The organism is Pseudomonas sp. OV546 (assembly GCF_900116845.1).
GTDB classification, from domain to species: domain Bacteria; phylum Pseudomonadota; class Gammaproteobacteria; order Pseudomonadales; family Pseudomonadaceae; genus Aquipseudomonas; species Aquipseudomonas petroselini.
In genome coordinates, this window is the sequence record NZ_FPCE01000013.1 from 84,580 (window position 1) to 97,657 (window position 13,078).

General features: G+C 60.5%; 12 protein-coding genes. 10 read left to right on the forward strand and 2 right to left on the reverse strand.

The window, feature by feature from the left end; genetic code table 11:
• Positions 1-50 precede the first annotated feature (50 nt).
• The 6 genes from BM403_RS24970 (at position 51) to BM403_RS24995 (ending at position 6,005) form a co-directional block, all read left to right on the forward strand.
• A complete protein-coding gene (locus tag BM403_RS24970) occupies positions 51-530 on the forward strand; it encodes a GNAT family N-acetyltransferase (protein ID WP_015885414.1) in 480 nt (159 codons plus the stop codon).
• A gap of 174 nt (positions 531-704) precedes the next feature.
• Positions 705-1,526 (forward strand): SDR family oxidoreductase, encoded by an 822-nt coding sequence (locus BM403_RS24975; protein ID WP_093545514.1) that lies wholly within the window; start codon positions 705-707, stop codon positions 1,524-1,526.
• Positions 1,527-1,558: 32 nt separating this feature from the next.
• Entirely contained in the window at positions 1,559-2,539 is a 981-nt protein-coding gene (locus BM403_RS24980; protein WP_043205762.1) for a substrate-binding domain-containing protein, read from the forward strand.
• The gene (gene araG, locus BM403_RS24985) at positions 2,536-4,035 is read left to right on the forward strand and encodes an L-arabinose ABC transporter ATP-binding protein AraG (RefSeq protein WP_043205759.1); all 1,500 of its coding nucleotides are present in this window, start codon (positions 2,536-2,538) and stop codon (positions 4,033-4,035) included. Before BM403_RS24980 ends, araG begins: the two co-directional genes overlap by 4 nt.
• A 17-nt stretch (positions 4,036-4,052) precedes the next feature.
• Positions 4,053-5,018 (forward strand): L-arabinose ABC transporter permease AraH, encoded by a 966-nt coding sequence (araH, locus tag BM403_RS24990; RefSeq protein WP_046035678.1) that lies wholly within the window; start codon positions 4,053-4,055, stop codon positions 5,016-5,018.
• Between the two features lie 183 nt (positions 5,019-5,201).
• Positions 5,202-6,005 carry an IclR family transcriptional regulator gene (locus BM403_RS24995; RefSeq protein ID WP_015885409.1) on the forward strand — a complete coding sequence of 268 codons (804 nt, stop codon included), beginning with the start codon at positions 5,202-5,204 and terminating at the stop codon, positions 6,003-6,005.
• Here BM403_RS24995 and BM403_RS25000 read toward each other — a convergent pair whose 3' ends face one another.
• Positions 6,006-7,058, reverse strand: coding sequence for an NAD(P)-dependent alcohol dehydrogenase (locus BM403_RS25000; RefSeq protein ID WP_015885408.1), 1,053 nt, complete (start codon positions 7,056-7,058; stop codon positions 6,006-6,008).
• A 181-nt stretch (positions 7,059-7,239) separates the two neighbouring features.
• On the opposite strand from BM403_RS25000, the gene BM403_RS25005 reads away from it, so the two are divergent.
• A complete protein-coding gene (locus tag BM403_RS25005) occupies positions 7,240-8,133 on the forward strand; it encodes an AraC family transcriptional regulator (protein WP_015885407.1) in 894 nt (297 codons plus the stop codon).
• A 179-nt stretch (positions 8,134-8,312) separates the two neighbouring features.
• Here the strand turns inward: BM403_RS25005 and BM403_RS25010 are convergent, their stop codons facing one another.
• Positions 8,313-9,977 (reverse strand): electron transfer flavoprotein-ubiquinone oxidoreductase, encoded by a 1,665-nt coding sequence (locus BM403_RS25010; protein ID WP_015885406.1) that lies wholly within the window; start codon positions 9,975-9,977, stop codon positions 8,313-8,315.
• A 522-nt stretch (positions 9,978-10,499) separates the two neighbouring features.
• On the opposite strand from BM403_RS25010, the gene BM403_RS25015 reads away from it, so the two are divergent.
• The 3 genes from BM403_RS25015 (at position 10,500) to BM403_RS25025 (ending at position 13,070) form a co-directional block, all read left to right on the forward strand.
• Entirely contained in the window at positions 10,500-11,249 is a 750-nt protein-coding gene (locus tag BM403_RS25015) for an electron transfer flavoprotein subunit beta/FixA family protein (protein WP_093545517.1), read from the forward strand.
• Between the two features lie 2 nt (positions 11,250-11,251).
• On the forward strand, positions 11,252-12,181 hold the full coding sequence (locus tag BM403_RS25020) for an electron transfer flavoprotein subunit alpha/FixB family protein (protein ID WP_093545520.1): 930 nt from the start codon (positions 11,252-11,254) through the stop codon (positions 12,179-12,181).
• Positions 12,182-12,254: 73 nt separating this feature from the next.
• Positions 12,255-13,070, forward strand: coding sequence for a substrate-binding periplasmic protein (locus tag BM403_RS25025; RefSeq protein ID WP_093545523.1), 816 nt, complete (start codon positions 12,255-12,257; stop codon positions 13,068-13,070).
• Positions 13,071-13,078: the final 8 nt, after the last annotated feature.

The window sequence follows — 13,078 nt, forward strand, 5'->3', positions numbered from 1 at the left end:
GTCATGAAAGCGCCTTAGTATGTGTGCTTTGAAATTGCCAAGGCTCGCCCATGACCATCCAGATTCGCCCCGCCGTGCCCAGCGATGCTGCGCAGATCCTGACGTTCATCACTGAGCTGGCCGAGTACGAGAAGGCCCGGCACGAAGTGATCGCGAGTGTGGTGGACATTGAGCGCAGCCTGTTCAGCGAGGGCGCCACCGCCCATGGCCTGATCTGCTCGCGCGATGACGTGCCGATTGGTTTTGCGGTGTTCTTTTTCAGCTATTCCACGTGGCTGGGCAGTAATTGCCTGTACTTGGAAGACCTCTACATCAACCCGGAACAGCGCGGCGGCGGGGCGGGCAAGAAGCTGTTGCGCCACCTGGCGAAGATCGCCTTCGATAACGGCTGCGGCCGCTTTGAGTGGAGCGTGCTGGACTGGAACGAGCCGGCGATTGCCTTCTACAAATCCATCGGCGCCCAGCCGCAGGAGGAGTGGGTGCGCTATCGCATGGAGGGTGATGCGCTGCGCGACTTTGCACTGGGCTAACCCCCTTTCTTCAAACACTGAAGATCAACCGTGGGAAGGGCTTTGCCCCCTCCCACATTTTTTTTGCTTTTGCTCATAATATGGGATGCAAATTTATATATTGAGATATTTCAAATGATGGGTTTATAGTCGGCTGCATCAGCACTCACTACCAAAAATAAAACAGGTGAAGCGATGCAGGCACAACCGTTGTCACTTCCCGCCGTGCCCGAGCCAACCTACGGCGAGCGCCTCAAAGGCAAAGTGGTGATCATCACCGGCGCCGCCCAAGGCATTGGCGAGGCCATCGTTGCGTGCTTTCAGGCCCAACAGGCGCAGTTGGTCATCGCGGATATCCAAGGCGACAAAGTCGCACAGGTCGCCGCCCACTGGCGCGAACGCGGTGCCGATATCTACGCGCAAGCCGTCGATATCACCTCCAAAGAGCAATGGCAGTCGCTGGTGAACCTCGCCATCGAGCGCTTCGGCCGCGTGGACGTGCTGGTCAACTGCGCCGGCGTCAACGTGTTCCGCGACCCGCTGGAAATGACTGACGAGGACTGGCGCCGCTGCTTCGCCATCGACCTCGACGGCGCCTGGTACGGTTGCCGCACGGTGCTGCCGCACATGATCAAGCAGGGCATCGGCAACATCATCAATATTGCCTCCACCCATTCCAGTCACATCATTCCCGGCTGCTTTCCCTATCCCGTCGCCAAGCACGGCCTGCTCGGCCTCACGCGTGCCCTCGGCATTGAATACGCGCCCAAGGGCATCCGCGTGAATGCCATCGCGCCGGGCTACATCGAAACCCAGCTCAACGTCGATTACTGGAACGCTTTCCCCGACCCCCAGGCCGAGCGCCAGCGCGCGTTCGACCTGCACCCGCCCAAGCGCATCGGCCAGCCGATTGAAGTGGCGATGACTGCGCTGTTCCTGGCGACCGACGAGGCGCCCTTTATCAATGCCACCTGCCTGATGATCGATGGCGGGCGGTCGGTGATGTACCACGACTAAATCGTTTTCCAATAACAAGAATGAGGTGGTTCATGTTCAAGAAGACCCTAGGCGCCCTGGCGCTTGCGATGGCGTTCAGCGGCGTTGCGTTCGCCGAAGAAGTGAAGATCGGTTTCCTGGTCAAACAGGCCGAAGAACCTTGGTTCCAGACGGAGTGGGCCTTCGCCGAAAAAGCCGGCAAGGAACATGGTTTTACCGTGATCAAGATCGCCGTGCCGGATGGTGAGAAGACCCTCTCGGCCATCGACAGCCTGGCCGCCAATGGCGCGAAAGGCTTTGTGATCTGCCCGCCTGACGTGTCCCTCGGCCCGGCCATCGTTGCCAAAGCCAAGGTCAATGGCCTCAAGGTAATGGCGGTGGATGACCGCTTTGTCGATGCCAAAGGCAACTTCATGGAAGACGTGCCCTACCTGGGCATGGCCGCGTTCGAAGTGGGCCAGAAGCAGGGCGCGGCCATGGCCGCCGAAGCGAAAAAACGTGGCTGGGACTGGAAAGACACCTACGCCGTGATCAACACCTATAACGAACTCGACACCGGCAAAAAACGCACCGACGGTTCGATCAAATCCCTTGAAGAGGCGGGGATTCCCAAGGACCACATCTTGACCGCCGCCCTCAAGACCCTGGATGTTCCCGGCAGCATGGACGCCACCAACTCGGCCCTGGTCAAGCTGCCCAGCGGCGCGAAAAACCTGATCATCGGCGGCATGAATGACAACACCGTGCTTGGCGGCGTGCGTGCCACTGAAAGCGCCGGCTTCAAAGCGGCCAACGTGATCGGTATCGGCATCAATGGCACCGACGCCATCGGCGAATTGAAGAAAGCCGACAGCGGTTTCTTCGGCTCGATGCTGCCTAGTCCGCATATCGAGGGCTACAACACGGCGCTGGCGATGTACGAGTGGGTCACCACCGGTAAAGAGCCCGCCAAGTACACCGCGATGGACGAAGTGACTCTGATTACCCGCGCCAACTTCCAGGAAGAACTGACCAAAATCGGGCTGTGGAAATGACCGGCGCGGCCTTGCGCTTCAATGGCATCGGCAAGGAATTTCCCGGTGTGAAAGCGCTGGCGCAGATCAGCTTTGAAGCGCGGCCGCGTGAGGTGCACGCGTTGATGGGCGAAAACGGCGCAGGCAAGTCGACCCTGCTGAAAATCCTTGGCGGCGCCTACATCCCCAGCAGTGGCACGCTGCAGATCGGCGAGCAGACCATGGCCTTCAAAAACGCCGCCGACAGCATTGCCAGCGGCGTGGCGGTGATTCACCAGGAACTGCACCTGGTGCCGGAAATGACCGTGGCCGAGAACCTGTTCCTCGGGCATTTACCGTCGCGTTTCGGTGTGGTCAATCGCAGCCTGTTGCGTAAGCAGGCGCTGGCCTGCCTCAAGGGGTTGGCGGATGAAATTGATCCGGAGGAAAAGCTCGGCCGCCTGTCCCTGGGCCAGCGTCAACTGGTGGAAATCGCCAAGGCGCTGTCCCGTGGTGCCCATGTGATCGCGTTCGACGAACCCACCAGCAGCCTCTCGGCGCGCGAGATCGACCGCCTGATGGCAATCATCACGCGCCTGCGCGACGAGGGCAAAGTGGTGCTCTACGTGTCGCACCGTATGGAAGAAGTGTTCCGCATCTGCAACGCCGTCACGGTGTTCAAAGACGGCCGCTACGTGCGCACGTTCGACGACATGAGCGCGCTGACCCATGACCAGTTGGTGACGTGCATGGTCGGTCGCGATATCCAGGACATCTACGACTACCGGCCGCGTGAGCGGGGCGAAGTGGCGCTCAAGGTCGACGGTTTGCTTGGCCCAGGGCTGCGTGAGCCGGTCAGCCTGCAGGTGCACAAAGGCGAGATTCTTGGCCTGTTCGGCTTGGTCGGGGCGGGGCGCACGGAGCTGTTTCGGCTGCTGAGTGGTTTGACCCGCAGCACCGCAGGAAGCCTTGAGCTTTGTGGGCAAAAACTGCCGCTGCATTCACCTCGCGATGCCATTGCCGCCGGCGTGCTGCTGTGCCCGGAAGACCGCAAGAAGGAGGGCATCATTCCGCTGTCCAGCGTGGCCGAGAACATCAATATCAGTGCGCGCGGTGCCCATTCCACGTTCGGCTGGCTGCTGCGTGACGGCTGGGAAAAGCGCAACGCTGACCAGCAAATCCAGGCGATGAAAGTCAAAACGCCGAATGCCGAACAGAAAATCATGTACCTGTCCGGCGGCAACCAGCAGAAGGCCATTCTTGGCCGCTGGCTGTCGATGCCGATGAAAGTGCTGCTGTTGGACGAGCCGACCCGTGGCATCGATATCGGCGCCAAATCGGAGATCTACCAGATCATCCATAACCTGGCGGCCAGTGGTATTGCGGTGATCGTAGTGTCCAGCGACCTGATGGAAGTGATGGGCATCTCCGACCGTATCGTGGTGATGAGCGAAGGTGCCCTCACGGGTGAATTGACCCGCGATCAAGCGGATGAGGCTCGGCTGTTGCAACTGGCTCTCCCGCGTTCGCGGGCTTGAAGAATTCGAGGTGAATGATGTCTGAGGTAAAAACTGCAAAGGGCTTCTGGCCGGGGTTCAATCAGCGCAAGTTTCTCGATGATTGGGTGATGCTGCTCGCCGCGCTGGGTATCTTTTTGCTCAGTGCGTTGTTTATCGACAACTTCCTTTCACCGCTTAACATGCGTGGCTTGGGCCTGGCGATTTCAACGGTGGGCATTGCCGCCTGCACCATGCTGTTCTGCCTGGCATCGGGGCACTTCGATCTGTCGGTGGGCTCGGTGATTGCCTGCGCCGGCGTGGTGGCGGGCATTGTGATTCGCGACACCGACAGCGTGGCTCTCGGTGTGTCGGCGGCACTGGCCATGGGGCTGGTGGTGGGGCTGATCAATGGCATCGTCATCGCCAAGCTGCGCATCAATGCGTTGATCGCCACGTTGGCGACCATGCAGATCGTGCGCGGCCTGGCCTATATCTTCTCCAACGGCAAGGCCGTCGGCGTGATGGACGAAGGTTTCTTCGTGTTCGGCAACGGCCAGCTGCTGGGTGTGCCCGTGCCGATCATCATCACCGTGCTGTGCTTTGTGTTCTTCGGCTGGCTGCTGAATTACACCACCTATGGGCGCAACACCATGGCGATTGGCGGCAACCAGGAAGCCGCACTGCTGGCCGGGGTGAACGTCGATCGCACCAAGATCATCATCTTCGCCGTACACGGTTTGGTTGGCGCTTTGGCTGGGGTCATCCTCGCGTCGCGCATGACCTCCGGCCAGCCGATGATCGGCCAGGGCTTTGAGCTGACAGTGATCTCCGCCTGCGTGCTGGGCGGGGTATCGCTGAGCGGCGGCATCGGCATGATCCGGCATGTGATTGCCGGGGTGTTGATCCTGGCGATCATTGAGAACGCGATGAACCTGAAGAACATCGATACCTTTTACCAGTATGTGATCAGGGGTTCGATCTTGTTGCTGGCGGTGATCATCGACCGTATGAAGCAACGCTGATCCCGAGCCCTATGAAGATTCAAATGTGGGAGGGGGCTTGCCCCCGATAGCGGTGGGTCAGTGGATACATGTTTTTCTGATGTGCCGCCATCGGGGGCAAGCCCCCTCCCACATTTGGATCGCCACTGTATTGAGGGGCGGTATTTGCCATAATGCCCCCGCTTTCACACTAATAGGCCCGATATGCAGGAAAACGCCCACACCCCCGTCAAAGAAGCCGCCCCCACCGGCACCCAGACCCTGCTGCGAGGCCTGGGCGTGGTGCAGGCGGTGGCGGCCGGTGCGCGGGATCTGAAAGAGATCGCCCGGCGTATCGGCACCACCCGCAGCACCACGCACCGACTGGCCAGTTGCCTGGTGGAGGAACGTTACCTGCGCGTGGTGCCGCAAGTCGGTTACCTGCTGGGGCCAAAGTTGATCGAGCTGGGTTTTCAGGCGCGCGAGGAGCTGCCATTGGTGACCTTGGCCATCCCGTACCTGGATGAGCTGTCGGCACTGACCGGCGACACCATCCACCTGGCCATCCGCGAATACGACGACGTGCTGTACCTGCACAAGAACCCCGGTCGCAACGGCCCGGAAATGCGCTCACGGGTGGGCCATCGCATGCCGTTGGCGCGTACGGGCGTGGGCAAGGCGATGCTGCTGGATGACGCTGTCGAGGAGTGGCAGCGTTTGTATGAGACCAGCCTGCCGGCGGGTGGGAAAAACCTGCAATGGCCGCAACACCCGGAGCAATCCTGGGCACAGTTCGAGCAGCGCATGCGTGAATACGTGGTGGGCGGTTATGCGTTCGATCTGGAAGACAACGAACCGTCGATTCGCTGCGTGGCGGCACCGGTGCGCGATGCCAGCCGGCGAATCGTCGCCGGCATCAGCATCGCCAGTACCGTGCCCTACATGCCGCTGGAGAAGATGGCCGAGCTGATCCCTGTGATCAAACAGGTGGCAGCGCGGCTGTCAGCGGAGTTGGGCGCTAAAGGCTGATCAGACCTTCAAGGTCGCCATGTCGATGACAAAGCGGTACTTCACATCGCCGGCGATCATGCGGCTGTAGGCTTCGTTGATGTTGCGGATGTCGAGCATTTCGATGTCGCAGCTGATGCCGTGCTCGGCGCAGAAATCCAAGACTTCCTGGGTTTCGGCAATGCCACCGATCAAGGAACCGGCCAGGACTTTGCGGCCCATGATCAGCTTGGCGGCGTTGACCGGTGGGTCGACCGGTTCGATCAGGCCGACCAGGATGTGCACGCCGTCAAAGCGCAGCACGTCGAGGTAGGGGTTCAGGTCGTGCTGCACCGGGATGGTGTCCAGCAGGAAGTCAAAGTGCCCGGCGGCCGCTTTCATCTGCTCGGCGTCGGTGGACACGATCACGTGATCGGCACCCTGGCGACGGCCTTCTTCAGCCTTGCTCGCGGAGCGGGTGAACAAGGTCACTTCTGCGCCAATCGCCTTGGCCAGCTTGATGCCCATATGGCCCAGGCCGCCCATGCCCAATACGCCGACCTTGTCGCCGGCCTTGATGCCGTAGTGCTTGATCGGCGAGTACATGGTGACACCGGCGCACAGGATCGGCGCGGCGCTGGCCAGGTCGAGCTTGGCTGGGATCTTCACCACGAAGTGTTCGCTGACCACGATGCTGTCGGAGTAACCGCCCATGGTGTTGCTGCCGTCTACGCGGTCCGGGGTGGCGTAGGTCATGGTCGGGCCTTCGAGGCAATATTGCTCCAGGTCCGCTTTGCACGCGTCGCAGTGACGGCACGAATCAACCATGCAGCCCACGCCCACCAGGTCGCCGACTTTATGCGCGGTGACATTGGCGCCGACGGCGGTGACCTTGCCGACGATCTCGTGGCCCGGCATCAGTGGGTACACGGCGATGCCCCATTCGTTGCGCGCCTGGTGGATGTCGGAGTGGCACACGCCGCAGTACAGGATCTCGATGGCCACGTCATCCACGCGCGGGCTGCGGCGCTGGAAGGACATGGGGGCGAGGGGAGTGGTGGCCGACTGAGCGGCATAACCGATGGCGGTGTACATGGTGGAACCTCGCAAAAGCGTTGGAAAGTGAGGCGGGCCATTTTCCGCGCCGGTCCCGGATGCGGCCATGGTGATTGCTCCGAGTCTCATGCCTATTCGTCCGGGAGTGCCCTGTGTTTGGGTTTTTGTGTCGCCGGACCTGCGATGATGCTCTCATCCCTTTTCAGCGAAGTTTTTTGCCATGTTGTTGACCCGCCATCTTGATGCCAACGCCCCGCTGGTTGCCCTGATTGAGGGGCTGACGCCCCGTGACGGTTTCTCGCCGACACACTTGCCCGGTGTGCAGGTATTGCGTGCCAGTTGCGACGTGGCACGCGGGCCGCAGATCTATGAGCCGAGCCTGATGTTTGTCGCCCAAGGCAGCAAAGTTGCCTACCTGGGGCCGCGTACGCTGGAGTATGGCGCCGGGCACTACCTGATCCAGGCGATGCCGGTGCCCTTCGAGTGCGAGACGTTTGCCATGGCGCCGGATGCGCCGCTGCTGGGCGTGACGGTGGGCATTGATCGCGTGGTGCTGGGCGAGTTGGTGATGGCCATGGGCATTCAGGCCGGGCCGCCGCCGACGGCGCAGACGCTGGAGTCGATGAGCTCGGTGGTGCTCGATGATGCGATGCGCGGGTGTGTCGAGCGGTTGTTGCAGTGCCTGCACGATCCGCTGGAAAGCCGGATCATGGGCCCGGCACGGGTACGGGAATTACTCTTCACCGCATTGCGTGGGCCACAGGCGGATGTATTGCGGGCGTTGGTGGAGCAGCAGGGGCAGTTTTCGCGGATTGCGACGGCGTTGAATCACCTGCATGCCCATTATGCCGAGCCGCTGAATATCGAGACGCTGGCGGGGTATGCACACATGAGTGCATCGACTTTTCATGAGCACTTCAAGCGCTGCACGCTGTTGTCGCCGGTGCAATATCTGAAGCGTCTGCGGTTGCTCAAAGCCCAGCAGTTGCTGTTGGTGGAAGGCATGGGGGTGGCGCAGGCGGCGCATAACGTGGGGTATCAGAGTACGTCGCAATTCAGTCGCGAGTACAAGCGCTACTTCGAGCGCAACCCTGGCGAAGAGCGCGCTGCATAGTCATTCCAGGCAAAACACATATCCAAATGTGGGAGTGGGCTTGCTCCCGATGGCTGTGTATCCGTCAGCAAATCTGTAGCTGACCCACCGCTATCGGGAGCAAGCCCCCTCCCACATTTGACCGTGTTTGCACTCATAAAAAAGGCTCCCGATTTGGGAGCCTTAATGTGCAAGCCAGCTTACATATTCGGGTAAGTCGGCCCACCTGCACCTTCCGGCGTGACCCAGGTGATGTTCTGCGAAGGGTCCTTGATGTCACAGGTCTTGCAGTGCACGCAGTTCTGGGCGTTGATCTGGAAGCGCTTCTCGCCATCTTCTTTCGTGATCACTTCATACACGCCGGCCGGGCAATAGCGCTGCGCCGGTTCATCGTAGAGCGGCAGGTTGGTGCCGATCGGGATGCTCGCGTCTTTGAGCTTCAAGTGGCACGGTTGCTCTTCTTCGTGGTTGGTACCGGAGATGAACACCGAGCTCAGCTTGTCGAAGCTCAGCTTGCCGTCGGGTTTGGGGTAGTCGATCTTCTTGCTGTCTTTGGCCAGCTTGAGGCAGGCGTAGTCCGGCTTGGTGTCGTGCAGGGTGAACGGCATCTTGCCGCCCAGGATGTTCTGGTCGAACCAGTTGAAGCCGGCGCCGATGATCGGGCCGAACTTGTGCATCGCCGGGCCGAAGTTGCGGCTGGCGAACAGTTCTTCGTAGAGCCAGCTGGACTTGAAGCTGTCGACGTAAGCGGTCAGTTCATCACCGCCTTCGGACTCGGCAAACAGGCGGTCGGCCACGGCGTCGGCGGCGAGCATGCCGGACTTCATCGCGGTGTGGCTGCCTTTGATCTTGGCGAAGTTCAGCGTGCCCAGATCGCAACCGATCAGCGCGCCACCCTTGAAGACCATCTTCGGCAGCGAGTTCAGGCCGCCTTTGCAGATGGCACGGGCGCCGTAGCTGATGCGCTTGCCGCCTTCCAGGTACTGGGCCAACACCGGGTGGTGCTTGAGGCGCTGGAACTCATCGAAAGGCGAGAGGAAGGTGTTGCTGTAGGACAGGTCGACGATCAGGCCGACGACCACCTGGTTGTTTTCTAGGTGATACAGGAACGAGCCGCCGGTGTTCTCGGCGCTCATGATGTCCAGCGGCCAACCGGCGGTGTGCACCACCAGGCCTGGCTGGTGCTTGGCCGGGTCGATTTCCCAGATTTCCTTCAAGCCGATGCCGTAATGCTGGGCGTCGGCGTCGCTGTCCAGGTTGAAGCGCTGGATCAGTTGCTTGCCGATGTGGCCACGGCAACCTTCGGCGAACAGCGTGTACTTGCCACGCAGTTCCATGCCTGGGGTGTAGACGCCTTCTTTGGGGTTGCCTTCACGGTCAACGCCGAGGTCACCGGTGATGATCCCACGGACCACGCCGTTTTCATCGAACAGCGCTTCCTGGGCGGCGAAGCCTGGGTAGACTTCCACGCCGAGGTTCTCGGCCTGCTGGGCGAGCCAGCGGCACAGGTTGCCCAGGGAGATAATGTAGTTGCCTTCGTTGTGCATGGTCTTGGGCACAAAGAAGTCGGGAACCTTGGTGGAGGCTTCGGGGCTGCGCAGTACATAGATGTCATCGCGCACCACGGGGGTGTTGAGTGGGGCGCCGAGTGCTTTCCAGTCCGGGAACAGTTCGTTTAGGGCGCGTGGTTCGAACACGGCACCGGACAGGATGTGTGCGCCGACTTCGGAGCCTTTCTCGACCACGCAGACGCTGATTTCCTTACCGGCTTCGGCGGCCTTCTGCTTCAGTCGGCAGGCGGCAGACAGGCCCGCCGGGCCAGCGCCGACGATGACCACGTCGAATTCCATGTATTCGCGTTCCACAGGCTATCTCCTACTCAAGGCTCAACAGGCTTTTTTTCTAATGGGTGGAGGTTCGGTGTCGTGTCCGTCATCACTGCGCCAAATGGCAGGGGATGACCCACCTTTCTCTCTAGGTGGCGCATTATATCTACACCACTGCCAGCGTCCAATACAAACGTTTGTTTGAATTGCCCGCAGGCTAGGTAAATCAAAGAGGCGCGGCTTATGACTGGCTATTTTGCCGTATTGACCAGAATAGGCGTTCCGGTCAATATACGGTCGGTTTTGCGCTTACCGTAGGCAGACAGCAGGTTTCAAGAGCACGTCCAAAAGCACGACAGGTGACGCGCGCCCAAACGATGGCGCGCAGTTTACACGCTGCGATAAAGAATGACCTCTCAGTCACCACTGACGAACGGTCATCATTTCCCGTGAGCAAGGTCATCCGCCGACGTTTTTGGAGGTGCCCTTGTGTGCCGATGAGCATCAACCGCCAGGTTCGCCTAGGCGACTTTCTTTTCACCGGAGAGTAACGAGGAATCCATGAAGGTTCTTGTAGCTGTCAAACGCGTTGTCGATTACAACGTGAAAGTTCGCGTCAAGGCGGACAATTCCGGCGTCGACCTCGCTAACGTCAAGATGTCGATGAACCCTTTCTGCGAAATCGCCGTGGAAGAAGCCGTACGCCTGAAAGAGAAAGGCGTGGCGACTGAAATCGTCGTGGTTTCCATCGGCCCGACCACTGCTCAAGAGCAGCTGCGTACCGCCCTGGCGCTGGGCGCCGACCGCGCTGTCCTGGTCGAGTCCGCTGAAGAGCTGACCTCCCTGGCCGTGGCCAAGCTGCTCAAAGCGGTTGTCGACAAGGAACAGCCTCAACTGGTGATCCTCGGCAAACAAGCCATCGACAGCGACAACAACCAGACGGGCCAGATGCTGGCTGCACTGACCGGTTACGGCCAGGGCACCTTTGCTTCGAAAGTCGAAGTGAACGGCGACAGCGTAGCGGTGACCCGTGAAATCGACGGCGGCGCGCAGACGGTTTCGCTGAAACTGCCGGCCATCGTCACCACCGACCTGCGTTTGAACGAGCCGCGTTATGCGTCCCTGCCAAACATCATGAAAGCCAAGAAGAAGCCTCTTGAAGTGCTGACTCCGGATGCTTTGGGCGTTTCCACCGCCTCCACCAACAAGACCGTCAAGGTTGAAGCACCGGCTGCACGCAGCGCGGGCATCAAGGTCAAGTCGGTGGCTGAACTGGTCGAGAAACTGAAAAACGAAGCGAAGGTAATCTAACCATGACTATCTTGGTAATCGCAGAACACGACAACAAGGTTGTGGCCCCGGCCACCCTGAACACTGTCGCCGCCGCCGCCAAAATCGGTGGTGATATCCACGTCCTGGTCGCCGGCCAAAACGTTGGCGCCGTGGCTGAAGCCGCTGCAAAAGTCGCTGGCGTGAGCAAAGTACTGGTCGCCGACAACGCGGCCTATGCTCATCAACTGCCGGAAAACGTCGCCCCGCTGGTTGCAGAGCTGGGCGCCGGCTACAGCCACATCCTGGCTGCCGCCACCTCCAACGGCAAAAACATCCTGCCACGCGTTGCCGCGCAGCTGGACGTTGACCAGATCTCCGAGATCATCTCGGTCGAAAGCGCCGACACCTTCAAGCGCCCGATCTACGCCGGTAACGCCATCGCTACCGTTCAATCGAACGCTTCGGTCAAAGTCATCACCGTCCGCGCCACCGGTTTCGACCCTGTGGCTGCTGAAGGCGGTTCGGCTGCCGTTGAAGCTGTTGCGGCTGCCCACGACGCGGGTACATCCAGCTTTGTTGGCGAAGAGCTGGCCAAGTCGGATCGTCCTGAGCTGACCGCTGCCAAGATCGTCGTTTCCGGCGGCCGTGGCATGCAGAACGGTGACAACTTCAAGCACCTGTATGCCCTGGCCGACAAGCTGGGCGCTGCGGTCGGCGCTTCCCGCGCGGCCGTCGACGCAGGTTTTGTACCGAACGACATGCAGGTCGGCCAGACCGGCAAGATCGTCGCGCCACAGCTGTACATCGCCGTCGGTATCTCCGGCGCGATCCAGCACTTGGCCGGTATGAAAGACTCCAAAGTGATCGTTGCGATCAACAAGGACGAAGAAGCACCGATCTTCCAGGTGGCTGATTACGGCCTGGTGGCGGACTTGTTCGAAGCCGTACCCGAGTTGGAGAAGCTGGTCTAATCCAGTCGCTTCACTTATAAAGAGCCCGGTCCTTGTGACCGGGCTTTTTTTTGACTTGCTGGAGACACTCGCCATGGAACTGCGCCCCTGGACCGTACTGCTGGGCCTCACACTGCTGCCGAGCCTGACGCTGGCCGCCGGCAAATGCGACCGCCTGGTGATCACCGGCAGCCCGGACGCACCGCCTTTGCTCTGGCGCGACCCGCAAGACCCCACGCACCTGATCGGCGCCACCGCTGATGTGTTGCAACAAGTGGCCAAGGACCTCGGGTTGAAAATCGACCTGCTCTACGGCGGCAAACGCTCCCTGGCCCTGGATGAAGTGCGCAGCGGGCGCATGGATATCCTGGCCGATGCGCCGCTGAACCTGGGCGAACTGGAAACCCTCGACTACATTCACCCGGCGCTGGTGCAGCTCGACTACCTGGTCTGGACGCGCAAGGATTCGGCGCTGGCGTACACCACGGCGGCCGACCTGCACGGGCACAAAGGTGCAGTGTCGGAGCGTGCACGCTTGAGCGCCGACTTCGAGACCTTCGCCGGCCAGCAACTGAGCCTGCAGCGCTTGCCTTCACTGACGCCGGCGTTCCAGAAGCTGCTGCTGGGGGAAGTGGACTATGTGCTGGCGAGTCGTTATTCCGGCATGGCCATGGCGCAGAGCCTGGGCATGAGCAATGACCTGATCGCCCGCGACGTGCCCATCGATCAGCCGGGCCTGTACCTGGCGATTTCCCACAACTCGGCCTGCAATGATCCGTGGTTACGCGGACAGCTCGCTAAAAAGATGACAGAATTGCCCGCGTCCGGTGTGGCGGAAACCGCGCTGCAGCGCAATCTGGAGCGCTGGAAAGCACAATTGCAGCAACCCGTCGGCACCCCAACAAAGTAGGGATTTTC

Coding starts and splice junctions, on each gene's coding strand:
- BM403_RS24970 (WP_015885414.1), top strand. CDS start 51: ATGACCATCCAGATTCGCCCCGCCGTGCCCAGCGATGCTGCGCAGATC.
- BM403_RS24975 (WP_093545514.1), top strand. CDS start 705: ATGCAGGCACAACCGTTGTCACTTCCCGCCGTGCCCGAGCCAACCTAC.
- BM403_RS24980 (WP_043205762.1), top strand. CDS start 1,559: ATGTTCAAGAAGACCCTAGGCGCCCTGGCGCTTGCGATGGCGTTCAGC.
- araG (WP_043205759.1), top strand. CDS start 2,536: ATGACCGGCGCGGCCTTGCGCTTCAATGGCATCGGCAAGGAATTTCCC.
- araH (WP_046035678.1), top strand. CDS start 4,053: ATGTCTGAGGTAAAAACTGCAAAGGGCTTCTGGCCGGGGTTCAATCAG.
- BM403_RS24995 (WP_015885409.1), top strand. CDS start 5,202: ATGCAGGAAAACGCCCACACCCCCGTCAAAGAAGCCGCCCCCACCGGC.
- BM403_RS25000 (WP_015885408.1), bottom strand. CDS start 7,058: ATGTACACCGCCATCGGTTATGCCGCTCAGTCGGCCACCACTCCCCTC.
- BM403_RS25005 (WP_015885407.1), top strand. CDS start 7,240: ATGTTGTTGACCCGCCATCTTGATGCCAACGCCCCGCTGGTTGCCCTG.
- BM403_RS25015 (WP_093545517.1), top strand. CDS start 10,500: ATGAAGGTTCTTGTAGCTGTCAAACGCGTTGTCGATTACAACGTGAAA.
- BM403_RS25020 (WP_093545520.1), top strand. CDS start 11,252: ATGACTATCTTGGTAATCGCAGAACACGACAACAAGGTTGTGGCCCCG.
- BM403_RS25025 (WP_093545523.1), top strand. CDS start 12,255: ATGGAACTGCGCCCCTGGACCGTACTGCTGGGCCTCACACTGCTGCCG.